Below are 25,668 nucleotides of genomic sequence, written 5' to 3'. Positions count from 1 at the left end.
ATTGATTTGCTCAGTAGGTATTTCTCAATACGCAATACGCAATACCCTATACCCAATGGAAGATAACTATAAAGAAATACTCAGCAAATTAGAAAGTACGGCTTCCTTAAAACAAGCTATTTATCGCAGCACAGCTGAGGTGTTTGGCTTAACTAAAACCATTCTTTCTAAAATTGCAGCAAGACTGCATGGGGATTATACCAGTAAAGACCCTTCTGTGGAGGTAAATTATAAGGAAAATAACCTATTCGAAGCACAGTTGAAATTTTCTGGCGATATGCTGATGATTTCAATGCATAGCAATGTTTTTAACTTTGAGGAGGGACATTCAATTTTTCAGACTAATTATGTAAAGGCAGATGAGAGCCTCAGTTATTGTGGCGTAATTTACATCCATAATTTTTTAGCCGATTCAATTAAATATAACAGGTTAGCTGATGAAGGTTCGTTAATTGCTAGGATATTAGTTAACAAGGAAAAACATTTTCTGGTAGAAGGTGATGGTGCATTAGGCTTTTTATACGAAGACTTTGAAGCCAATATGGTTACTGAAGAAAATTTGACAGATATTTTAGAAAGGTCTATACTTTTGTGCTTAAACACAGATTTGCTGCTACCACCATTTGCACAAATAAAAGACGTAACCTTACATCAAAAACAATCACTAATAGCCGCAAGCGGATACCCAACAGGTAAGCGTTTAGGTTATTTATTCAGTTCAGAAATACAGCAAAATAATCTATAACATGAAGTTTGCAACAAAAGCTATACATGCTGGTCAAGAACCAGATCCAACAACTGGTGCAGTCATGACACCAATTTACCAAACCTCAACCTATTGGCAAAAATCTCCTGGAGAGCACAAGGGTTACGAATATTCTAGAGGTACAAATCCAACGCGTAAGGCCTTGGAAGATTGTTTAGCAGCTTTAGAGAACTGTAAATTCGGTTTAGCTTTTAGTAGCGGAATGGGGGCAACTGATTGTGTATTGAGGTTGTTAAAACCTGGTGATGAGGTAATTACAGGGAACGATTTATATGGTGGATCTTATCGTATTTTCACTAAAGTTTATCAGAAGTACGGAATTAAGTTTCATTTTTTAGATTTATCTAAGCCTGAAAATATCATTCCGTATGTTAACGAAAACACTAAGTTAGTTTGGATAGAAACGCCAACTAATCCAACAATGCGAATTATTGACATTGAAGGTGTTGCAAAAATCACAAAAGAAAATAAGCTGCTTTTAGCGGTTGATAATACTTTTGCTTCTCCTTATTTGCAAAACCCGGCAGATTTAGGAGCTGATATAGTAATGCACTCTGTTACAAAATATATCGGTGGTCACTCTGACGTGGTGATGGGTGCGCTTTTGGTTAACGATGAGCAGTTGTATAAAGATTTGTTTTTTATCTACAATGCATGTGGAGCAACTCCTGGTCCACAAGATTCTTTCTTAGTTTTAAGAGGAATTAAAACTTTGCATTTGCGCATGAAAGCACATTGCGAAAACGGAGAGAAGGTTGCCCATTATTTAAAGAAACATCCAAAAATTGATAAAATTTATTGGCCAGGTTTTGAAGACCATCCTAATCATGATATTGCTAAAAAACAGATGCGTGGTTTCGGTGGAATGGTTTCTATTACTCTAAAAGACGCTGATTTACAAGAAACATTTAGAATTGCATCTAGATTTAAAGTCTTCTCTTTGGCAGAATCTTTAGGAGGTGTAGAATCATTGGTTAATCATCCAACTACAATGACACATGGTTCTATTCCAAAAGAAGAACGTGAAAAAGTTGGCGTAACTGACAACCTATTGCGCTTAAGTGTTGGCGTAGAAGATATAGAAGATTTATTGGCAGATTTGGAGCAAGCATTGAGTTAAGTTTAAGCGTTTAACTGTTGAAATTGGTTAATCGTTCAGTTAACCAATTAACCGATTTAACAATTAACCAAAAAATGGAATTTAACCAGCTTAAGGATTTTTTAGATTTTAAAGTAAGGCAATATAATCGGCCTAACTTTATTGCTAACGATCCCATTTGTATTCCGCATCAATACGACAAAAAACAAGACATTGAAATTGCTGCATTTTTTGCAGCAATTTTAGCTTGGGGCCAACGTAAAACAATTATCAATAAGTGTAATGAGTTATTCCTAAGGATGGATAACCAACCTTATGAGTTTATGCTCAATCATAGCGATGATGATTTAAAAGGTCTGTTAGGTTTTAAACATCGTACATTTAACGATACCGATTTACTTTATTTTGTATCATTCTTTAAACAACATTATTTACAATCTGATACATTCGAAACAGCCTTTTTGCCTCAACAACAAATCTTTAATCCAGCTTATTTACCAGAAAAATATAATGATGAAAATTATATCGAGCTTGCTTCTTCGCCATGTTCATTAAATGATTTTGTAGCAGATGATTTTACGGCCGAGAAAGCATTAAATCATTTCAGGTCCTATTTTTTTAGCTTACCAGATTTCCCTAGGAGAACTTTCAAGCACATTTCATCGCCCCTGCAAAAATCTACCTGCAAACGTTTAAATATGTTTTTAAGATGGATGGTGCGTAAGGATGATTGTGGTGTAGATTTTGGCCTTTGGAACACCATTCCAGTTTCAGCATTAGTTTGCCCCTGTGATGTACACGTAGATAGGGTAGGGAGAAGATTAGGTTTAATCAACCGTAAACAAACAGATTGGTTAACTGCAGTTGAGTTGACAAATAAGCTAAAAGAGTTTGACCCTACAGATCCTGTTAAGTATGATTTTGCACTTTTTGGTTTAGGAGTGGAGGAGAAGTTTTGATATTTTAGGGAATAGCGAATGGGAAATAGGGAGTAGAGAGGTTATAAAAGTAATTTGTGTATTCTATACTTTTTAACAATTAGTCTATTTTCCATTTCCTATTTCCCCTTTAAATCGATTCGTCTATTTCCCATTTTCTATTTAATTTCACATCATGATTAACCTAAAAGCAGAAATAGAACGTTTCTCCAAAAATGGCGATAAAACTGGGTGGAGTTATATTTTTATCCCACAAGATGTGGCAGACAAAATTAAGCCTAATTCACGCATTGGTTTTAGGGTTAAGGGTTTAATAGATCAAGTAGCGGTGAAAGGAATGAGCGTGATGCCAGTTAAAGATGGAGGTTTCATTTTGGCGCTAAATAAACCATTGAGAAAAGCTTTAAGAAAAGAAGAGGGAGCGGTAATTAACCTGAATTTGGAATTTGATGCAGACTTTAAAATAGAAATGCCTGATGATTTAGAGCTTTGTTTGGCAGATGAAGAAGAATTGTTAGCACGTTTTCTATCAATGCCTAAATCACATCAAAACTATTTCATCAATTGGTTAAATAGTGCTAAAACTGAACCAACTCGTACAAAAAGACTGGTGATGATAGTTAATGCAATGTACCATAAGCAAGATTTTGGTTTAATGATAAGAAGTAATAGGGGGTAGGTTGATCGTCTGTCGTTTTTCATTTAAAACCCAACGATCAACGAACAACGATCAACGACTATAGTTACGAAACCAACTATTCACCTTCATTTGTATTACCCCTAAAAAAGCTTCCCTAAATATTCTGGTACTCATTTTGGATGTTCCTTCGGTTCTATCCGTAAAAATGATGGGAACTTCAACAACATTAAAACCATATTTAATGGCAGTAAATTTCATCTCAATTTGAAAGGCATAACCTACAAACTTGATTTTATGCATTGGGATGGTTTCTAGCACTATTCTTCTATAACATTTAAATCCAGCTGTTGCGTCTTGAATATTGATTCTTGTAATGATACGCACATACATAGAGGCGAAATAAGACATTAAAACCCTTCCCATAGGCCAGTTTACCACATTTACGCCTTTTACATATCTTGAGCCAATTGAAACATCAGCACCGCTAACACCAGCCTGTCCGGCAGGCAGGCAAGCGCCTAACAGTTTAATTAAGTCTTTAGGGTTGTGGGAGAAATCCGCATCCATTTCGAAAATGTATTCGTAATTTCTTGCCAATGCCCATTTAAAACCATGTATATAAGCTGTACCTAAACCAAGTTTACCACTACGCTCTTCTATGTGTAGTTGAGTTGGAAATTCTAACTGTAAATCTTTAACAATACCTGCAGTGCCATCTGGAGAACCATCATCAATGATTAAGACCTCAAATGCATAGTCTAAAGAAAACACTTTTCGAATGATTTTCTCTATGTTTTCTTTTTCGTTATAAGTTGGAATAATGACTAGGCTATCAGACACAGGTAGATTTACGATTGTTGATTTACTATTTACAATTTGATTTGGCGAAAATAGCTATTAAAAAGCAAAAGCCCGAAATTTCTTTACGGGCTTTTGGTTAAATGATGTTAAAACTATGTTTAGTGAACGCCATGCATCCATTTACGCAACAATGGAGTAAGTGCAAAAGCAATTAACCCAACAACGATAGGAAGTATAGTGAAAATTAAAAAGAAGGTAGAAATCGAATATTCTGTACTTATTTTATCGATTAAGCTTCCACTAGCACCAGCCAACCAATTGCCTATTGCGGTACAAGTAAACCAAACGCCAAACATAAGTCCAACATATTTTACGGGAGATAATTGACTTACATAAGATAATCCAACTGGAGATACACATAGTTCGCCTACAGTATGGAAAAAATAGGCAAAGATCAACCAAAACATACTTACCTGTGCCACTGTTGCACCAGCAGCGATGTCTCTTCCGCCATAAGCTAATCCAGCAAATCCTAATCCAACAAAAACTAAGCCCATGCCAAATTTAGCTGGTCCACTTGGGTTAAATTTGGTTTCCCAAAGTTTAGAGAAGAATGGTGCTAATGAAACAATGAAAAATGAGTTTAAGATACCAAACCATGAGGCTGGCACTTCTGTGTTAACCGCAGAAAATTCCTTTTGCACTTTCCAAATTGCTAATCCCCATATAATGATAAAACTAACTGCGGTGAAAAGAATTGTTGCTGGATATTTTGCAAACAATTTTTTTGCTAAACCAAATAATACTACAGAAACTGCCAATAAAGGGAAGATCGTTAAAGCCGCATCTGCCCATTTGAAAATTGTACTTGAGCTACCATCTAAATTTCTTAAGGTATAGTCCTTAGCAAAAATGGTCATTGAACCACCTGCTTGTTCAAATACCATCCAAAAGAAAACTGTAAATAATGAAAGAATAAAAATTACCAACAAACGCTGATTCTCAACTTTCTTAGGCAAAACTTCATCTGTGTTTTGAGTGTCTTTATTTTTGTTATTTACAAGACCGCCAATAACACCAAATATTTTTTGTCCAAAGTAAAATTGTAACATGCCAAAGAACATAAAAATACCAGCTAAACCAAAGCCCCAATGCCAGCCAATTTTTTCGCCTACATAACCGCACATCAAAATGCCTAAAAATGCACCAGAGTTAATACCCATATAAAAAATCGTATAAGCAGCATGTTTTTTATCACTTGTTAAGGGATACAGCTTTCCAACCATTGAAGAGATATTTGGTTTGAATAATCCATTACCTACCATCATTAGTACTAAGCCTAAATAAAAGAAATTAGTACTTATACCTTCCATTGCCATAGAGGCATGACCGCAAGTCATTACTAATGCGCCAATGATTACTGCCTTCCGATAGCCAGTTAATTTATCGGCAATAAAACCACCAACTATAGGGGTTAAATAAACCAAGCCAGTATACCATCCGTACAAGCTTAAAGCTTCTGGTCTGGTCCATTCCCAGCCTCCTTTACTTGCTTCACTTACTAAAAAAAGTACTAACAAAGCCCTCATTCCATAATAACTAAATCTTTCCCACATTTCGGTAAAGAATAGTACAAATAATCCGACAGGGTGATTGAGTAATTTTTGTGTTTCTACACCACTTTTTTCAAGGTGTAAATCAAGTGCCTCGTCTTGGCTTAGGCTAATAGTTTCAGATGCCATGTTTTTAGTTAAGTTTAATATTTCAGTTTTATTTGTGTGTAATATTGTTATTTTAAATTGCAATATAAGTACATGTATGCACAGTAGCAAATTTTAAAATGTAACGTAATTATGCTTATTGATTTGTTTTAGTAATGATGGTTGATGCTTTTATAGGCTTGCCATAAAAATCATCGTTAGGGGAAGGATCGTTTTTGAGCTCTAGGTTTTCTGATAAAGATAGTTTGCCCCAATTTAACTTATAGCCATCAAAGCTGCCATCGCCAACATAAAATTCAAATTTGCCAGCCATTTTTGTATCGTATGGCGCTAAATGGTCAAAAACAATCATGTTCACCTTACTTTCGACAGTTAAGGTCATGGTGTTGGCTTTGTTGTACTCAAATATCACCCTGTTTTTTAAAGGTTGGTTTTTTGCAGTCTCGAAAATGTTCTTTCCAAAAACGGGTTGTCCTTTGTCAAAAGAGAGTACCTCGATCACTTTTTTGTTTGTTGTGGCATTATTTCCTTTCCAACCCAAGAAAATCCAATAGGGCTGTTTCCCATTTACAATAACAGGAATCATTTCATAATACCGTGCACCTAACCAATTCTTGTTAGTAGATACTGCATTTACATCTGTTAAATGATCGGTATCATCTGTTAGCGGAAAAAGTTTCAGACTACCGTCAGGTGTTCCCATTTGTATGGTGCCATAATAACGATAAGTACCTTCTTCTGTTGGGATAAACCAAGTGATGATGCGAAATGAATTGTCTGGAGATTTTAGAATTGAAATGCGTTTTAAAGAGTCGAAACCAAAGTTAAAAGAGCCATTTGTTTTCAAGGCACTGATAAACTTCTTTACAAATTGCGAGTTTTTCTCTACACGTTCTAAATTAGTTTTTGCAGCAAAAGTTGCCTCACTTAAAATTACAAGTGAATCTTGTATCTTATTTAATTTGGGAGTATTGCTTAAATTAAAAGTATGCTGGGCACTAAGTTTAAACGAACAGCATAAAACGAAAAGGAATAAGTAAAACTTAAATGGTTTAAACATAGTTGATTAACGTAGATTTTCTATAACTATTGCACTTGCACCACCACCACCATTACAAATCCCGGCGACACCAATTTTACCCTTATTTTGTGCTAAAACAGAAAGTAACGTAACTACAATCCTTGCGCCAGATGCACCCAGTGGATGGCCAATTGCAACCGCTCCTCCGTTTACGTTTACTTTCGCTGCATTTAAGTCCAAGGCAGCATTGTTTGCCAATGAAACAACCGAAAATGCCTCGTTTATCTCAAAGAAATCTACATCTGTAGTTTTCAAATTGGCTTTGCTTAATGCTAAAGGAATTGCTTTTGACGGAGCTGTGGTAAACCATTCTGGAGCTTGTTGTGCATCAGCATAGGCTAAAATTTTAGCTAATGGCTTTATGCCCATTTCTTTTGCTTTTTCTGCACTCATCAGCACTAAAGCTGCCGCTCCATCATTTAATGTTGATGCGTTGGCCGCTGTTACCGTGCCGTCTTTTTTGAAAACTGGTTTTAGTCCTGGTATCTTATCAAATTTAACGGCAGCAGGTTCTTCATCATTGTCAAATATAGTGATTTCTCCTTTTCTGTCTTTTATTTCTACAGGAGCTATTTCTTCAGAAAATTTGCCGCTAGCTTGTGCCGCTTGTGCTCTTTTGTAAGATTCAATGGCGAAATTATCTTGGTCTTCACGAGTAATGTTGCAAGTGATGGCGCATAGTTCTGCTGCAGAACCCATGTGATAATCATTGTAAACATCCCATAAGCCATCTTTTACCAGGCCATCGGTAATTTGCCCGTGACCTAAACGATAACCATTTCTAGCTTTATCTAAATAATAAGGCACGTTGCTCATGCTTTCCATTCCGCCTGCAATTACTATTTCATTATTGCCAAGGGCGATGCTTTGCGCAGCTAACATGATCGCTTTAGTTCCTGATGCGCAAACTTTATTGATGGTTGTTGCGGGTAAATCTGGTAAGCCTGCAAATTTAGCGGCTTGTGTTGCTGGTGCTTGGCCAAGGTTTGCTGAAAGCACATTGCCCATGTAAACTTCTTGGATGTCTGCTGGTTTTAAACCTGCTCTTTCTACAGCTGCTTTGATGGCAAAGCCACCTAATTGAGTAGCCGAAAACCCAGCTAATGAACCACCGAAACTACCCACGGGCGTTCTTACGGCAGCAACAATTACTACTTCTCTCATATGATGTTTTTATAATATTTGGTGGCGCAATTTAGGTATTCGAAAAGAAATTATCGAACAATAAATGGATTTTGACTTGTAGCTGTGACTTTGTTATATAAACCTGACCGACAGCGGTTCCCAATTTTTTCATTGGGATTAGCAAAGGGCAGGGCTTCAATTGCTATGAAATACTGACACTGTTTTTCTAATCTTCAGTATCTGATTTTTTAGATTTAGTTTTCTTTTTAGATTTTATTGCTTCGCTTAATAAGTATTCGATCTGTCCGTTTGTACTACGGAATTCATTAGCAGCCCATTGCTCTATTTCTTTAAGTAAAGCTGGGTTTATTCTCAACACAAAGGCTTTTTTATCTTTCTCTGACATCGGTTTCTATGGCTCCTATGTTGTATTTTGTTTTCAGGTTAATTAAAAAAAGAGACAATTCTTCAGTTTTTGAAGTGCTGAAAAGTAGTCTTTTGTTATTGTTTAGTTCTAATTGTAAACCTAGATTGTTATCGTTAAAAACATAGGCCTTATCATTAAATTTAAACCATAGGCGATTTCGTAAACCCCATCCACCGTATTCTCCAAATGCATCGTATTTTCTGATATACATTTTTTCAATTCGAGTCCAAGAGACAGTTTTGTTTTTCGAAAAAGGCCAATATTTATAATTTATGCCACATTGGTCAATGCTTAAGGTTAAAACATTGTTGGTTACGAAATAGACAACAATATAAGGTAATGCAATGGCGAAAACCGGCAAGAAATAAATGTCTTTTAAATCTTGCCAGCTCATTCCGCCTTTATCAAATAAAACAATACTGCCCACTATTATGGTATCTATTCCCAATAAAATATAGAGCCACCAAAGTTTTAATTGCTGTATTTCTATAAATTCCATTAATTGTATAATGTTCCAGTATTTACAACAGGTTGGACATGTCTGTCACCACATAAAACAACCAAAAGATTGCTTACCATTGCAGCTTTACGTTCTTCATCAAGTTCTACAATACCTTTTTGCGAAAGTTTTTCTAAAGCCATCTCAACCATACCAACAGCACCTTCAACAATAAGCCTTCTAGCTGCAATAACCGCGGTTGCTTGTTGACGTTGCAACATGGCACTAGCAATTTCTTGTGCATAAGCTAAGTGAGAGATACGGGCTTCAATTACATCAATACCAGCTCTAGACAAACGTTCGTTAAGCTCTTGTTCTAATAAAATGCTTACTTTTTCAGCACCATCTTTTAAGGTGATCTCCGCGCTTTCGTCTTCCATATTGTCATAAGCAAAGCTGTTTGCTAAATGCCTAACTGCTGCTTCACTCTGTATGTTAACGTATTGTAAGTAATTTTCTACTGCAAAGGTTGCTTTAGCGGTTTCATTAACTTGCCAAACAATTACAGCCGCAATCTCAATAGGATTACCCATTTTGTCGTTCACTTTTAATTGTTGCCCGTTTAAATTACGAGCCCTTAAGGATAATTTCTTTTTGCTCGTTAATGGGTTTACCCAGAAAAAGCCATCAGATTTAACTGTTCCGATGTACTTCCCAAAAAGGGTTAATACTCTTGATTCATTAGGGTTTACAATAATCAATCCTGGTAATACCAAAATGAAATTTACTGTCAGTATTGCTCCGCCAGTAAAAAAATACTCGTTTGAGAGGGCTACAATGCCGCCAATCAATAATACTAAAAACAAAGCCAAGGTTAAATAACCTGAAGGTGGTTTGATGATTTTTTCTGTATACATAATGATATTAATTTGATATCACAAATGGAGACATAAAATTTCATAATTACAAATAAAACAGGGTAAATATTTATGTTAAGAAATTAATCTTAATTTTGGGTTAATCAATTCGAACTATTTTGGCTAAAATCAGAAATAATCCTAAGGTTCTTTACCGCAAGTATTCGTCGAACATTAAATATGTAATGATGGTTGCCTGCGTTTTTTTAATCACGCTCTATTTACCTAAACAACCTCGATTTCGGTATGAATTTGAAAAGGGCAAGGTTTGGGACAATAAAGATTTAATATCTCCATTTAGCTTTGCCATTTTAAAAACAAACAGTCAAGTAACTACAGATAAAAAAGAGGCTTTAAATAATATTTTGCCAATTTACAAATATGATGTTGAGGTGTTTAAAGCGCAAGGCGAAGCATTTTTAAATGAGTTTGATGTAAAGTGGAAATCTAATGCTTTTGCAGAAAACGAAAAAGAGGTAAATAAGCAAAATGCATACAAAATGCTTCAATCTGTTTATAAGAGGGGCATTATCGAATTAACTGCAAAACACCAAAAAGATGGGAAGCATTATGATTTCTCATTGCTTGACAATAATATTTCTACAAAATCTAACTCCCAAGATGTTTTTACAACAGAAAGTGCATTGGATTTTTTTAAATCTAATTTTAAGTCTATTAATGATAGGGTTAATGATGTAGTTATAGACCTTGTTGAAAGTCATTTGAAGCCAAACATTATTTTTGATGAAGGTTTAACCTTGGTTGTTCAGGATAATACCATCAATAGCTTATCCACCACCAAAGGGATGGTTCAAAAAGGCGAATTAATTGTTGCGAAAGGAAGCACGGTAGATGATGAGGTATTCCAAAAACTATTATCATTTAAAGAGGCTTATGAGGCTCAAACAAAAACCATAGGCGATAACAAGCTGGTTTATTTAGGGCAAGTATTTTTGGTTGGCTTTATCATTACACTTTTGATGGTTTTCCTTTTTCTTTTTAGGAAGGACATTTTTGCAGACAACAGACAGCTTCTATTGCTATTGCTGGTGATCACTTCAATGTTGCTGGCGCTAACTTGGGCAATAAAACTTGACTTAAACAGCCTTTATTATATCCCATTCTGTATAGTACCAATCATCATCAGGATATTATTTGATACCCGTCTTGCCTTAAACCTTCACCTGTTGGTTATTTTAATAGCTGGATTTTTCGTGCCCAGTAGCTTTGAGTTTGTTTTTTATCAAACTACTGCGGGTATGGTGGCCATTTACAGCATTAAAAATCTAATTAAAAGAGAGCAACTGCTGATATCAGCTTCATTTATTTTGGCGGCATACTTTGTTTCATTTGTAGGCATTTCTCTGTTAAGAGAAGGTTCATTTAAACAAATAGAATGGATTCACTTTTTACCTTTTGTGTTTAGTGTATTGCTTTCTTTGTTGGCTTATCCTTTAATTTATGCTTTTGAAAGGGTATTTGGAATTACTTCTGATGTGGCACTAATAGAGCTAACTAACACCAATAATAAATTGCTTCGAGAATTAGCATTTAAAGCCCCAGGAACCTTCCAACACTCATTGCAAGTGGCAAACCTTGCCGAGGCTGCTATTTTTAAGATAGGGGGAAATTCGTTGTTGGTTAGGGCAGGGGCACTTTACCATGATATTGGTAAAATGGAAAATCCGCAATATTTTATCGAAAATCAAAATACAGCTGTTAGTCCACATGATAAGTTACCTTATGAGCAAAGTGCACAGATCATTATTAAACACGTTCATAAAGGTATAGAGATTACCAGAAAGCATAAATTGCCAGAAAATGTGATTGATTTTATTAGAACTCACCATGGAAACACAAGGGTAGATTATTTTTATCAGTCATTCTTAAAGAACTCGCCAGAAAAATTTGTCGACGAAAATATTTTCCGTTATCCAGGGCCTATTCCTTTTTCTAAGGAAACTGGTGTTTTAATGTTGGCAGATTCTGTTGAAGCAGCATCAAGAAGTCTCAAAAATCCAGACGCTCAAAGCATAAATGACTTGGTTGAAAGGATAATTAACTACAAATTGGAGCAAGACCAGTTAGATAATTGCGATTTAACGTTAAAAGATTTAGAAACTATAAAGCTGATATTCAAGACAATGCTGATGAGCATCTATCATGTGCGAATAGATTATTTACAAACAACGTAATTTTTTTTTGTAAACATGAATGAATTGCTATATTTGCAACCTCAAAACGGATATTTTGAAAATACGGAGGGATGCCTGAGTGGCCGAAAGGAACAGTTTGCTAAACTGTCGTACTGGCAACGGTACCGAGGGTTCGAATCCCTCTTCCTCCGCATAAATTTAAACGTCAAATTAGTGGTTTTTGTGATTTAAAAATCGTTTCTTTGCAATCCCTTCGCAAAAGGGTCTAAAAATGATACCAAGTTCGGGATGTAGCGTAGCCCGGTATCGCGCCTGCTTTGGGAGCAGGAGGTCGTAGGTTCGAATCCTGCCATCCCGACAAAAAGTAAGATTCCACTTTCACAAAAGGGTCAAAAAGGTGATACCAAGTTCGGGATGTAGCGTAGCCCGGTATCGCGCCTGCTTTGGGAGCAGGAGGTCGTAGGTTCGAATCCTGCCATCCCGACAAACGAAAGCCTTTTCTGCGAAGCAGAAAGGGCTTTTTTGTTTTCAGCTGGTCGCAAGCCCAAAGGGCTTGACCGGGGAGCAAGAAACAAAAAAGCGATCTTCGAGGAACGAGAAGACCAAGGCTTGAGTTTGAATCCACCCCCTCCAACAGCATCACCGAGCGCAGCGAACGTAATCCTCTAGCCCTCTAAACAACAGCGGCTTTGAAAACAAGGCTGTAAATTAAAAAGCAAGCTTCGACAAGGGAGAAGCGAAGGCTTTCTTTGTCTTCAAAACCCCTTTTCATGACATATGCCTAGCGCAAAAACTGTTTCAGGTCTTTTCAAACTATTCAATCGTGATGCCCTCAAAAGTCCATAGGTGTAGGTAAAAGCCATCATAGTCATCCAGCAGATGAGCTATGATGGTCACGCAAACGATCATTATCATAATGAATCACACAGGGTGTTGTTTTCTGGCAAGTAGAATTAGTTTAGTAGTATTGGAGAAACAAACGGCCAGTTTTGCTTAAATCTCCGTTTCGATGGAAGTTAATGATGCACGAAAAATTTGATAGAAGCTCATATAGCAAATGGCTAACTGCATGATGTAAGGTATTGCGAGCGAATTGCTGTAAAGCTATAAAAAGACCCTTGCTGAGCTGCTTGCAAGCGAAAATATGCAGGCACTCATTTATTGTCATTTCTTCCAAAAGCCTGAGACATTGTAGGCTATGCCGAAGCCGATCCAGGGGCGGTTGCGGAAGTTCCACAATTTGGCGCTTTTGCCCATTCCTAGGTCTATGCCGCTATAGAGGCCAATCTGAAGGTTATGAATGGACAGCATTGCGCCGAACCCGGGAGAGATTACGCCGATGGTGGAAGTTTCGTCCTTAGCCAGAGGTGTATCGGAAAGGTTGGTTGCAAGGGTGTCGATCGATGCGGTGCCTACATTAATGAAGCTGCCCAAACTGAACGATATCGGTGTGAGCTCGGTGAGGGTACCACCATCGTTACGCAACCTGTACCTTCCGAAATTGTAGCCTCCGTAAACGCCAATGTTGATGTCGGACTGGAACTGGTCCTTGGCAATCTTGCCGTTTTTCTCGCGTTGGAAGCGGTATTTTACAGGGATGATAATGGGACCGTATTCCAACCAAGAGGTAGGATAGGATAGGAATTCCCGGTTTTTTAGTGTCATCTGATAGTCGGCATTGCGGTCGTAGCGGTCAACTAAATAATAGTTGGTATTGCCGGTCACTCCAAATACCTCGATGATCTCGTCTGCAGTTTTGACCCATTTTTTGTCTTTGGTATCTGGCCAGTTTTGTGCATCGATCTTCCAAAGACGATATGCAGTGGGTAATTTGAGGGTATCTAATGTTGTTTTTGGGATATAGTTGCCGTTGCAGTCTAGTGTTTGTACCGTCTTTTGGACAATAGAGCCCTTAGGGACTATGGTTTCTGGGTTGAGCCAGTAATTGATATGAAGAAGGGATTTGTCTTTTTCGTCTATAAAGACGTTGGCCAATCCGTCGGCATCTCCAGCAAGGTCTTTTTTAATTTTTTTAGGAATTAAAAGTACAGTGTCTTTTAATGGAGTGCTTTTGCGTGTGATGGTATAGATGGAACCATCGACGGTCTTAATGGTTTCTACTTTGATTTCAGCTCCTTTTTTGACGGTATCTTGACATCCTTTCACTTCGACGACCTTTTGTACGTTAGCGTATGGCTTTATTTTAATCTTATAGCCAACTTTGTTCTGAGCAATTGCGGCAATTGAGGTTACCGTGGTAATACCCAGCATGAGGGTAATGGTGAGAGTGTATTTCATGATCTGTTATTTAAAGATAAAGATAACTGACTTGCCTGCTCATTAAAAGGGTAAAATTACCTTTTTTTACCTATGTATTTTTAAATCAGTGTTTTACTGTTCTCACTGTTTCGCTAGGTGTGTATTTTTATCTCGTTTAAATTACTATCAATAAATTCTTTTATTGACGTCATATTATTATGCCTCAAGCAGGATCCTACCGCCTAGTAACACTCCTTCGATAAACCTTCATTATAACAGTATATAAAATCTGTACAAAGTCCAAGTTATAGTGGTAATATATGGACTTACTATGGACTTAGATAGGAGGAGTGTTCCATACTGCACCTGTCACTTTAGCTATTAAGGATCATAGCAACAATTGAATTCATTACAAAGGAAGATCTGGAGAAGTTGCAGTAAGAACTTTTCGCGGAGTTAAGGCGACCTACCTTCAATGTGCCAATCAATTTGGATAAGAAAAAGACCATATTGTACATTTTTTCTTCACCATTACTTTATTAAATTTGAGTTTATTGTTAACTGTTAATAACCGCAAACCAGTAGTTATGAATAGATTTATTGTGGTAAAGTTTATTGTGGAAATAAATTTTAAAACATTCCTATTAAGGCTCAATAAATAAAACTTTAGATTGCATTGGATACTGCATCAAATTTTCCGGCATCAATGTACAGTCAAACCAAATATATTATTAATGATCATGCTTCCATCAAAAAGATATCTTGTTCTTCTTATATTATTTTTTAGCATCTTTTATTGTTCTGCAGCAAATACTGCATTACAACCAACAGAGCTGAAATGTGAATTATTTAAAAATCCGTTGGGTGTTGACGTTGATCGCCCTGGTCTTAGCTATATATTAAATAGTCTGGTGGGCATGAGAAACGTAAATCAAATCGCCTATCAACTTTTGGTGGCAGATAATGAATTTGCATTGAATAACAATAAAGGGAATTTTTGGAATTCTGGCAAAGTTCTTTCTAGTCAAATGGCCTATATAACCTATTCTGGAAAAGCGTTAACCTCTGGAAAAAAATATTATTGGAAAGTCCGTATTTGGGATAATAAAGGAAATGTTTCTAAGTGGAGCAACATCGCCCACTGGACAATGGGCATACTAGAGAAAAAGGATTGGATTGCTAAGTGGATCAGTGCAGTGGGTGCCGAAAAATTTGCGCTCAGCCCATTTGGCTACAGGTCTAAAAGTTCCGAAAAAGGTAATGAAATAAAATGGGTGCAAGTAGATTTAAAGAAACTAACACAAATTTCCGCTATAAAAATTACGCCTGTTTTTTTTGAGGATCGTGCTGGATACGGTTTCCCTATCAATTTTAAGGTAGAATTAGCTAACGATGAAAATTTTACCAAAATAATCACAGTTGCTGATTATACAACAAAACAATTTAGCAATCCCGGATGGAAACCAGTTTCTTTCAGTGTAAAAAATGCACAAGCAAGGTTTATAAGGATAACTGCAAACAGATTGTGGGGTTCAAACCGTAACTTTCAATTCGCTTTGCGACAAATTGAAGTTTTTTCGGGAAGTAAAAATATGGCCGCAGGTACTACAGTAACAGCCTTGGATAGCAATGCCGTAAATGGATGGACTAAGCAGAATTTAACAGATCAACCTCAAGATACTTCTGTTTTGCCAAATTATTCATCAATGGCATTAAGAAAGAACATTTCCATCAGCAAGGGCTTGGCTAGGGCAACTATTTTTATAAGTGGGATGTCTGAATTTGAACTTTCATTAAACGGACAAAAAGTTGGAGATGATTTACTGACACCCGGCTGGACGGAATATAAAAAAACTGTTTTGTATGTTACTTATGATGTTACCAAGAGGTTAAAAGCAGGAACTAATGCCATTGGAATTATTTTGGGAAATGGAATGTATAATATCCAGCCAGATACAACCAGATATGTTAAGTTTCTAAACTCTTACGGACCATTAAAGGCTATTGCACAATTAAGATTAGATTATGAAGATGGTACCGTAAAAATAATTGGCACAGACAAGACTTGGCAGGTAGCACCTGGCCCCGTTACCTACTCTAATATGTTTGGAGGTGAAGATTATAATGCTAATTTAGAGGTTTTGGGTTGGAAAACTGCTAGCTTCAAATCAAGTTCATTATGGCAAAACGCCATCGAATGTTTGGGACCTGGTGGAGAACTCCGTGGGTTATCTGCATCAGCACCACCAATAAAGGTGATTGAAAAAAAACGTCCTATTAAAATAACAAAAATAAGGGATAATTTATGGATCTATGATTTTGGGCAAAATGCTTCCATGATGCCTAGCTTAAGGGTAAGTGGTAAAAAAGGAAGTTTTGTGAGAATGATACCGGCAGAGCTTTTAGATAAAAATGGTCTGGTAGATCGAAAATCGGCCACACAAGATGGGGCAAGGCCTGCCTGGTGGCAGTATACACTTGCCGGAAGAGGAATAGAAAATTGGAAACCAAAGTTTTTTTATCAAGGGGCAAGGTACTTACAGGTTGAACTGTTCCCTGCAGCGGTAAACGATCCACTGCCAAAGATTGAAGCCATTGAAGATTTGATCGTACACTCATCGGCCGAACCTGTGGGTCAATTTTCAACATCAAACAAGATGTTTAATGAAATTTATGAACTGGTCAGGTGGGCCCAACGAAGCAACATGCAAAGTTTAATGACAGATTGCCCGCACCGGGAAAAAATGGGTTGGTTGGAAGAAAATCACTTGAATGGGCCATCGCTCCGTTACAATTTTGACATGTCGCCATTGTTTCGCAAAACGATGAGCGATATGGCAGATGCACAATTGCCAAATGGATTTGTACCCAATATTGCCCCAGAATATTTTATTGCTGGCCCATCAGATTTAAGCAATGGTTTCCGTAACTCAACCGAATGGGGTAGTTCTTTCATTATTGTTCCGTGGCAACAATATTTGTTTTCGGGAGATATTTCACTTTTAGAGCGTTACTACGATCGAATGAAAAAATATGTTTCTTTTCTGGCTTCTACTGCTAAAGACCATATCATTTTAACTGGCCTAGGCGATTGGTATGATATTGGTCCAAAGCCCGCTTGGGGATCTCAGCTAACACCTGTTTCTTTTACGGGAACGGCTGTTTACTATTACGATAATGAAATCATGTACAATGTTGCCAAACGTTTAAATAAAACTGAAGATGCAGAAGCTTATGGTCATGCGATGGTTCAAATCAGAAAGGCATTTAATAGGAAATTTTTTAATGCAGGTACAGTATCTTATTCAACAGGTTCTAATACAACTTATGCCATGCCATTGTTTTTTAACTTGGCAGCACCAAAAGATCGCCCTAAATTGATTAAGGCATTGGTAGATAGTATCAAAAAAAACAGTAACAGCTTTAATTCTGGAGAAGTTGGCTACAGGTTTTTGCTTAGGGCGTTGGCCGATGAGGGCTATTCTGATGTTGTATATGAAATGAATAACCAATCTGAAAAACCAGGTTATGGCTATCAGATTAAAAAAGGTGCAACCAGCCTAACCGAAAAATGGGATGCTGGTGTTGGAGATTTTGGTTCGCAAAATCACTTCATGTCGGGGCAAATCAATGAATGGTTTTTCAATGATTTGATAGGGATAAGCCCTGACGAAACGGGTCCTGGCTTTCGAAAAATAACTTTCAAACCTTCATTTGTGTCAGATTTAAGTTGGGTAAAAGGATCTTTTAAAGCGATAAGTGGGAATATTGTTTGCAATTGGCAACGAACAGAAAATGGGATTAGCTTAAATGTTGCTGTACCTGTTAATACTTCTGCAACGCTTTATCTGCCATTAACCAACAAAGAAAAAATAACTGAGGGAGGCTTAGCTATAAATAAAGCTGAAGGTGTAGGGTTTTTAAGAAATGAGCCCAAACATCTGGTTTATACTGTTCAGTCTGGCAAGTATCATTTCATGATTAACAATTAATCGGCAGGTTAAGGCGTTGGCTTTGCAAATCGAGCTAATATAGTTGCGGGTTGATTGAGGCCTCTAAAAGGCGAAAGATTAAATCTTAAACGATTTTTTTTAACTTGCGATAACCATTCCATAAATTGCTATAGATGCGCTGTATATTCCTTTGGTTTCTTTTTTTTGTTTCAAAATTTGCCTCTGCACAGCAAAACCAATTGCAATTTTCTAGGCTCGAACTCGCTAATGGCTTGTCGAATAATCAAGTAACCACAATTTTTAAAGACAATAAAGGTTATTTGTGGTTTGGAACCATGGCGGGGCTCAATCGTTATGATGGGTATCAGTTTAAGGTTTTTAGGCATGATACGAGAAACCCAAAATCGCTTAGCGATGATTTTATAAATAACATTTACGAACTTCCTGATCAAAAATTATTGATTGATACTCGTGCCGGATTTAATATTTACGACTTAGAACTACAAAGTTTTGATCAAAATGCGGCTAACTATTTCAAAAAAATCGGCATTAAAACAAGCGTCATAAATGCTGTTAAGAAAGATAAGCTAGGTAATTTTTGGTTCAATGCAGGTAGTGGGGGGATTTATATTTACCTCACTCAACAAAATAAAACAGTACATATTCCTTGCAGGGGAACTCATCCTTCACAATTAGGGGCAGCACCTGTTGCAAGCATCCAAACGGATGCAAAAGAGGGGATGTGGGTACTTCATGTGGACAAAACATTTGAAAAATTTAACATCAAATCGCTTAAAATAACCCAAAAAGTTTCTGTTTTTGAAATTAAGGATAAGTCAAGTTACAGGCCACTAAGGTTTTTTATCGATAAAAGTGATGTGGTTTATATTTGGAGTTTTGAGGGTCAAGAAGGAGTAACTTATTATGATTCAATTCAAAAAATAAATAAAGTACTCACTAAAAAACCTGGTGGGTTAAATAATAGCTTGATAACGGGTATAATTGAGGATGAAAATGGATTAATATGGATTAGTACAGATCATGGCGGTATTAACTTACTTAATAAAAAAGATTTTTCTGTTAGCTACATCACCAATAGGGAAGATGACTCTAAAAGTTTAAGTCAGAATAGTATTGTAAATTTATATAAAGATCCCAGCGGTATTATTTGGATTGGAACTTTTAAAAAGGGAATCAATTATTACCATAAAAACATCATTAAATTTCCGTTATACCGTCATTTTGCTTCCAACCCTAATAGCCTTCCTTTTGATGATGTAAATAAATTTATTGAAGATCATGAGGGTAACATTTGGATTGGCACCAATGGGCAGGGTTTGATGTTTTTTAATAGAAAAACAAGGAAATTTAAAGTATATACTCACCAGCCCAACAATCCAAATAGTTTAAGCAATGATATTATTGTTAGTTTATATATAGACCAAGACAAAAAATTATGGATTGGAAGTTATTTTGGAGGATTAGATTGTTTTGATGGACAAAACTTTAAGCATTTTAGATACGATAAAACAAATACAAATACCTTAAGTGATGATAGGGTTTGGGATATTTTGGAGGCAGATGATCAATCTCTCTGGATTGCAACATTAGGTGGAGGTATTGCTGTTCTTGATAGAGATAGGCAAGTATTTAAACGTTACAAGGCTTATACAGGTGCAAATTCTGTAGCATCTAATTACATAACCGCTCTTTCAAAAGATAAAAATGGGAACATTTGGATTGGTACTTCATCTGGATTAGATTTTTGGCAAAAAAGAACTCAAAAGTTTATCCATTTTAACGCAGATCCCCATGGTAAAAATGCATTGAGCAATGGTAACGTATACGATATTTTAGCAGATAGTTATGGTTATGTATGGATAACCACTAGAGATGGACTAAATAGGTACGACCCAAAAACGGGTTATTTTAAGGTTTTTAGATCTGAAGATGGTATTGCAGATAATTCTACCTTAAATATAGTGGAAGATAGGCAGGGTAATTTTTGGTTAAGTACCTCGAAGGGTTTAACCTTGATAAAGGTAAAGAAAAATGGTAAAAACCTTAGCTACACATTTAATAATTATGACCAGCATGATGGTTTGCAGGGAAGAGAATTTAATGTAAATGCTGCTTACATCACAAGTAAAGGTGAACTGATTTTTGGTGGTGCAAATGGATTAAACTTGTTTAAACCTGATGATATTATCAGTGATTTTATCAAACCAACCATTAGTTTTTCTGATTTACAAATTGCAAATAAAAGCGTTGATGTAGGGGAAGAGGTCAATGGTAGCATCGTTCTGACAAAAGCATTAAATAGTATAGATAAGTTGGTGCTAAATCATCATCAAAATGTCTTTTCCATAGAGTTTACGGCACTCAACTTTTTTAACCCCGATAAGATCAGGTATAAATACATGCTAGAGGGTTTTGATAAGAAGTTTCAAGAGCCAGTAGATAAATTTAGAAGGGCAACTTACACCAACCTAGATCCTGGTAACTATATATTCAAGGTAATTTCTACCAATTCTGCTGGCGATTGGGTAGCGAATGAAAAACATCTTTCTATTAAAATCTTGCCACCATTTTGGCGAACACCTTTGGCATATATACTTTATGTCATGGCTGTTTTAATGGCACTTTACTTGGTTAGAAGAAGAGGCATAAATAAATTAAAAACAGGTTTTGCATTAGAACAAGAACGTCAGGAAGCTAAAAGGATGCGCGACTTGGATATGCTGAAGATTAAGTTTTTTACCAATGTTAGCCATGAGTTTAGGACACCACTTTCACTGATCATCACACCAATGGAGAAACTTATCCACCAAACGGCTGATGAAGGAAAAAAAGAGCAACTGAAAATGGTTCAGCGAAACAGTAGGCGCTTGCTTAATCTTGTTAATCAGTTGCTAGATTTTAGAAGGATGGAAGTTAAAGAGCTTAAATTGCAGGCTACAGCTGGTGATATTATTGGCTTTATTAAAGAGCTTACATTTTCATTTACAGATATTGCAGAGAAGAAAAACATAGAATTGCAGTTTGAAACCGATTTGATTAGTTTGGTAACTCAGTTTGATCACGATAAGGTGGAACGCATCCTTTTTAATTTATTATCAAATGCATTTAAGTTTACACCACAAGGCGGTGCAGTTGATGTGATGTTAACTACAGAAAAAAATGAATTGAACCAAACTTGCCTATTGTTAAAGGTAGTAGATACAGGTATTGGTATTGAAGACGATAAGCTTGATAAAATATTTGAAAGATTTTTTCAAAATGAAGTGCCTGGATCTATCGTAAACCAAGGTAGCGGCATTGGTTTATCCATTACCAAAGAATTTGTGAACTTGCATGGTGGAAAAATTTGGGCTACAAGTAAGCTAGATGAAGGTTCTACTTTTACAGTGGCTCTTCCGTTAATCGATACGGCCGATATAAGTGGCCAGATATCAATAAAAAAGACGGTTACCGTAAAAAAACGAATGATAGATGATCAAGATTTTGTTCAAGCAGTAAATTTAAATAAAAAACCCACGCTGCTATTAATTGAAGATAACGAGGATTTTCGGTTTTATTTAAAAGATAACTTAAAAGAGTACTTCCATATTTACGAAGCTGCTAATGGCAAGGAAGGTTGGCAGCGTTTGCTTTCTGCACATCCTAACTTAGTGGTAAGTGATATCAGTATGCCAGAACTGAATGGAATTGATTTATGCAAAAAAATTAAGGAAGATAAACGAACGGCTCACATTCCTGTAATTTTGCTAACCGCTTTAACAACCGAAGAAACGCAGTTGGCGGGTTTACAAATAGGGGCCAACGATTATGTAATGAAGCCCTTTAATTTTGAAATATTATTATCTAAAATAAGAAATTTGTTAGCTCAGCAAGAGGCATTTAAAAAGACTTATCAAAAACAGGTTGATATAAATACCGTGCAGGATGTAATTGAGTCGGTTGATGAGAAATTCATGCGTCAGTTATTGGTAATGATCGAGAAAAATTTAGCTAATGCCGACTATTCTGTTGATCAATTAAGTAGCGAACTTAACATGAGCAGGGTTGGGCTTTACAAGAAATTAATATTATTGAGTGGCAAATCTCCTGTAGAATTTATTAGGTCATATCGACTAAAAAAAGCAGAAGCCTTATTGTTAAAGTCTCAGTTATCCATTTCTGAGATTGCTTATTCGGTTGGTTTTAATAACCCAAAATACTTTTCTAAATATTTTAAGCAAGAGTTTAATGAACTGCCCACAGTTTATAGAGCAAATCAGCTAAACGAAAAACCTTAATCTCTGGCTTATTTAAGGCATTTTTCTTTCGAGTTAACATTTTGATACCTATTTTTAATCATTTGCATACCGTCACATCATCCTGTACTGGCTACTTTTACCTAACAAAAATTTAAGCCAAATATAATGTTAGCGTTAGTTAAGTCATTTAGCAATAAATGCTTTATTAACAAAAAATCCAAAGTATGTACAAAACATTTTTTTTCCTTTTTAATGCAATCGGTTGTTTAACTTTTTCTGGTGATTGTTTAGCACAGCAAACCACTTATCAAAAAACAGAAAATGGCATTGTGATCCAAACACAAGACGCAAATCAAAATCGTTTAATTAAGTTAGATGTTATTGCAGATAAAATTATCCACGTTACAGTAGGTCCAATTTCTACATTTAGCAATCAACCTAGCTTAATGGCTATAGATCGCCCGTCAACAAAAATTAAATGGTCGGTGGTTGAGCAAAGCCAAGAAATTGTATTGAGCACAGATTCCATTTCGGTAGTTATTAACCGTAACAACGGAAACATAGTTTATAAAGATCAAGCAGGTAGGGTTCTTTTAAGTGAAAAAGAAAATAGTCGTTCCTTTAAATCAGTTTCTAATAATGGCGAAGCATCATTTCAATTAATGCAAGCTTTTAAATCTCCATCAGAAGAAGCAATTTATGGTTTAGGCCAGCATCAAGATGACATGATGAATTACAAAGGGAAACAAGTTTTACTGTTACAGAATAATACAGATGTTGCCATTCCCTTTCTTTTATCAAACCAAAATTATGGTATTTTATGGGATAACTATTCAATTACCAAAGTAGGAGATGTCAGAACCTATCAACCGCTTTCTGCCTTAAAATTATTTGATGCTGAAGGGCACGAAGGTTGGCTAACGGCCACCTACCATGATACAAAAGAGAAAAACGTTTTTTTAAAAAGAGCAGAATCTGATATTGATTATTCGTTTTTAAGTGACATGAACAAATTTCCAGAAGGATATAAACTGGAAGACGGTTTAGTGAATTGGGAAGGAAAAGTAGCATCAGGTTTTGAGGGTTTACATCATTTGCAGGTTAAATACGCAGGATACATTAAAATTTGGATTGATGGGGTATTACTGGTAGATAAATGGAGGCAAGCTTGGAATCCTGGTAGTGCGGTGGTTGCGGTCAAGATGTTAAAAGATAAAAGGTACGACCTAAAAATGCAATGGGTTCCAGATGGTGGTCCATCTTATTTGTCGTTAAAATGCTTAACCCCAATTCCAGAAGATGAAAAAGATCAATATGCATTTTTATCTGAATCTGGAGATGAGATCAATTATTATTTTATTGCAGGTAAAAATGCAGATGAAGTAATTAGTGGTTACAGGAACCTAACTGGAAAAGCTGTTTTAATGCCAAAATGGGCAATGGGTTTTTGGCAAAGTAGAGAGCGATATAAAACGCAAGACGAATTGCTCGATGTTGTAAAAACATTCAGGGATCGTAAAATTCCATTAGACAATATTGTACTCGATTGGCAGTATTGGAAATTAGATAGTTGGGGTACCCATGAGTTTGATAAGGATAGGTTCCAAGATCCAGATGCGATGATTAAAAAATTGCATGATAACTATCATACCAAATTGATGATTTCTGTATGGCCAAAGTTTTACACAGGTAATGCCAATTACGATTTTATGAATAAAAAAGGCTTCCTGTACGAACGTAATGTGGTAAATCAAGAAAAAGATTGGTTAGGTTTTACTTCAACTTTTTACGATGCCTTTAATCCGGCAGCAAGAAAGGCTTTTTGGGAGTTAATGAAAAAAAAATTGTACGTGAAAGGGATTGATGCTTGGTGGATGGATGCTACCGAACCAGATATTCATTCAAATTTGCCAATAGAGTCCCGTAAAGAATTAATGAATCCAACGTTTTTAGGTTCATCTACAAAATATTTTAATGCTTTCCCACTACAAAATTCTAAGGGTGTTTATGAAGGTCAAAGATCCGTTAAACCAAACGATAGGGTATTTATTTTAACACGGTCTGCTTATGCAGGTTTACAAAGATATGGTGCTGCCACATGGAGTGGAGACATTGCGTCGAGGTGGGAAGATATGAAATCTCAAATTTCGGCTGGTATTAATTTTTCTTTATCAGGCTTGCCTTATTGGACCATGGATGTTGGGGGTTTTTCCGTAGAAAGACGCTACGAAAAACCTAATGAAATTGATTTGGCAGAATGGAGAGAATTAAATAGCAGGTGGTTCCAATTTGGCGCCTTTGTACCCTTATTTAGAGCTCACGGACAATTTCCTTATAGGGAGATTTATAATATTGCTCCAGAAAATCATCCTGCCTATAAAAGTATGCTTTACTATAATAAGCTTAGGTACAGGTTAATGCCTTATGTTTATTCTTTGGCAGGTCAAACTTTTAAAGACGATTATACCATTATGCGTGGCTTAATGATGGATTTTGGGAAAGACAAAGCTGTTAACAATATCAATGATCAATACATGTTTGGTCCATCATTATTAATTAATCCAGTTTATCAATATAAAGCAACAAATAGACCTGTTTATTTACCAAAAGGTACAGGTTGGTATAACCTTTATGATGGGAAGTATTTTGCTGGTGGGGAAACCATAAATGCAGCCTCTCCATATGAAAGAATGCCAATTTTTGTTAAGGAAGGTTCCATTATTCCCTTTGGGCCAGAGTTACAATATACCGATGAAAAACCTGCAGATACCTTGCATTTATACGTTTACGGTGGTAAAGATGCCACATTTAGTTTATATGAAGATGAAGGTATAAATAACAATTACGAAAAGGGCGCATTTTCTACCATCCAATTTAACTATAATCAACAATCAAATTCTTTAACCATCCAAAGTAGAGTTGGAGAATTTAAAGGCATGTTAAATAAGAGAATTTTTAAAGTGTTTTTGATTAATTCTAAATCTCCAAAACCACTCAACTTTGAACAGAAAGCAACCCAAACAATTAATTATACAGGCAAGCAAATTACAACCAAATTATAAATCAAATCAACCAACATGAACAAAT

General features: G+C 36.2%; 16 protein-coding genes and 3 tRNA genes. 11 read left to right on the top strand and 8 right to left on the bottom strand.

Annotated elements, in window-relative coordinates; translation table 11 throughout:
* Positions 1-55 precede the first annotated feature (55 nt).
* The 4 genes from EZ428_RS08620 (at position 56) to EZ428_RS08605 (ending at position 3,482) form a co-directional block, all read left to right on the top strand.
* On the top strand, positions 56-745 hold the full coding sequence (locus tag EZ428_RS08620) for a hypothetical protein (RefSeq protein ID WP_131552743.1): 690 nt from the start codon (positions 56-58) through the stop codon (positions 743-745).
* A 1-nt stretch (position 746) separates the two neighbouring features.
* The gene (locus EZ428_RS08615) at positions 747-1,886 is read left to right on the top strand and encodes a cystathionine gamma-synthase (protein ID WP_131552742.1); all 1,140 of its coding nucleotides are present in this window, start codon (positions 747-749) and stop codon (positions 1,884-1,886) included.
* A gap of 74 nt (positions 1,887-1,960) precedes the next feature.
* Positions 1,961-2,824 carry a TIGR02757 family protein gene (locus tag EZ428_RS08610; protein ID WP_131552741.1) on the top strand — a complete coding sequence of 288 codons (864 nt, stop codon included), beginning with the start codon at positions 1,961-1,963 and terminating at the stop codon, positions 2,822-2,824.
* Between the two features lie 154 nt (positions 2,825-2,978).
* Entirely contained in the window at positions 2,979-3,482 is a 504-nt protein-coding gene (locus EZ428_RS08605; RefSeq protein WP_131552740.1) for a YdeI/OmpD-associated family protein, read from the top strand.
* Positions 3,483-3,533: 51 nt separating this feature from the next.
* Here EZ428_RS08605 and EZ428_RS08600 read toward each other — a convergent pair whose 3' ends face one another.
* The 7 genes from EZ428_RS08600 to EZ428_RS08570 all read right to left on the bottom strand — a co-directional run bounded on the left by EZ428_RS08600 (position 3,534) and on the right by EZ428_RS08570 (position 9,954).
* A complete protein-coding gene (locus EZ428_RS08600) occupies positions 3,534-4,283 on the bottom strand; it encodes a polyprenol monophosphomannose synthase (protein WP_131552739.1) in 750 nt (249 codons plus the stop codon).
* A gap of 119 nt (positions 4,284-4,402) precedes the next feature.
* Positions 4,403-5,986: a peptide MFS transporter gene (locus EZ428_RS08595; protein ID WP_131552738.1), complete on the bottom strand. Its 1,584-nt coding sequence runs from the start codon at positions 5,984-5,986 to the stop codon at positions 4,403-4,405.
* 115 nt (positions 5,987-6,101) lie between these two features.
* The gene (locus EZ428_RS08590; protein ID WP_131552737.1) at positions 6,102-7,025 is read right to left on the bottom strand and encodes a hypothetical protein; all 924 of its coding nucleotides are present in this window, start codon (positions 7,023-7,025) and stop codon (positions 6,102-6,104) included.
* Positions 7,026-7,031: 6 nt separating this feature from the next.
* Entirely contained in the window at positions 7,032-8,210 is a 1,179-nt protein-coding gene (locus tag EZ428_RS08585) for an acetyl-CoA C-acyltransferase (RefSeq protein WP_131552736.1), read from the bottom strand.
* Positions 8,211-8,397: 187 nt separating this feature from the next.
* On the bottom strand, positions 8,398-8,577 hold the full coding sequence (locus tag EZ428_RS08580; protein WP_131552735.1) for an Arc family DNA binding domain-containing protein: 180 nt from the start codon (positions 8,575-8,577) through the stop codon (positions 8,398-8,400).
* A complete protein-coding gene (locus tag EZ428_RS08575) occupies positions 8,561-9,097 on the bottom strand; it encodes a hypothetical protein (RefSeq protein ID WP_131552734.1) in 537 nt (178 codons plus the stop codon). The genes EZ428_RS08580 and EZ428_RS08575 overlap by 17 nt, the downstream gene beginning before the upstream one ends.
* Complete coding sequence (locus EZ428_RS08570; RefSeq protein ID WP_131552733.1) at positions 9,097-9,954, bottom strand: SPFH domain-containing protein; 858 nt, start codon at positions 9,952-9,954, stop codon at positions 9,097-9,099. Before EZ428_RS08570 ends, EZ428_RS08575 begins: the two co-directional genes overlap by 1 nt.
* A gap of 188 nt (positions 9,955-10,142) precedes the next feature.
* Between EZ428_RS08570 and EZ428_RS08565 the strand changes: the two genes are divergently transcribed.
* The 4 genes from EZ428_RS08565 to EZ428_RS08550 all read left to right on the top strand — a co-directional run bounded on the left by EZ428_RS08565 (position 10,143) and on the right by EZ428_RS08550 (position 12,594).
* On the top strand, positions 10,143-12,149 hold the full coding sequence (locus EZ428_RS08565; protein WP_131553376.1) for an HD family phosphohydrolase: 2,007 nt from the start codon (positions 10,143-10,145) through the stop codon (positions 12,147-12,149).
* 65 nt (positions 12,150-12,214) lie between these two features.
* Positions 12,215-12,301, top strand: a tRNA-Ser gene (locus tag EZ428_RS08560).
* A gap of 93 nt (positions 12,302-12,394) precedes the next feature.
* Positions 12,395-12,468: transfer RNA gene (locus tag EZ428_RS08555), tRNA-Pro, on the top strand.
* Positions 12,469-12,520: 52 nt separating this feature from the next.
* Positions 12,521-12,594 (top strand) — tRNA-Pro (locus EZ428_RS08550).
* Between the two features lie 680 nt (positions 12,595-13,274).
* Here the strand turns inward: EZ428_RS08550 and EZ428_RS08545 are convergent.
* Entirely contained in the window at positions 13,275-14,408 is a 1,134-nt protein-coding gene (locus EZ428_RS08545) for a hypothetical protein (RefSeq protein ID WP_131552732.1), read from the bottom strand.
* A 695-nt stretch (positions 14,409-15,103) separates the two neighbouring features.
* On the opposite strand from EZ428_RS08545, the gene EZ428_RS08540 reads away from it, so the two are divergent.
* From EZ428_RS08540 to EZ428_RS08530, 3 genes are all read left to right on the top strand, one after another.
* Positions 15,104-18,361, top strand: coding sequence for a family 78 glycoside hydrolase catalytic domain (locus EZ428_RS08540; protein ID WP_131552731.1), 3,258 nt, complete (start codon positions 15,104-15,106; stop codon positions 18,359-18,361).
* Positions 18,362-18,495: 134 nt separating this feature from the next.
* A complete protein-coding gene (locus EZ428_RS08535) occupies positions 18,496-22,620 on the top strand; it encodes a hybrid sensor histidine kinase/response regulator transcription factor (protein ID WP_131552730.1) in 4,125 nt (1,374 codons plus the stop codon).
* 185 nt (positions 22,621-22,805) lie between these two features.
* The gene (locus EZ428_RS08530) at positions 22,806-25,643 is read left to right on the top strand and encodes a TIM-barrel domain-containing protein (protein ID WP_131552729.1); all 2,838 of its coding nucleotides are present in this window, start codon (positions 22,806-22,808) and stop codon (positions 25,641-25,643) included.
* The last annotated feature ends 25 nt before the right edge of the window (positions 25,644-25,668 follow it).

It is taken from the genome of Pedobacter frigiditerrae (assembly GCF_004331645.1).
Taxonomy (GTDB): domain Bacteria; phylum Bacteroidota; class Bacteroidia; order Sphingobacteriales; family Sphingobacteriaceae; genus Pedobacter; species Pedobacter frigiditerrae.
Note: the sequence above shows the minus strand (reverse complement) of the source record. Positions and strands in the feature narration are given on the sequence as shown.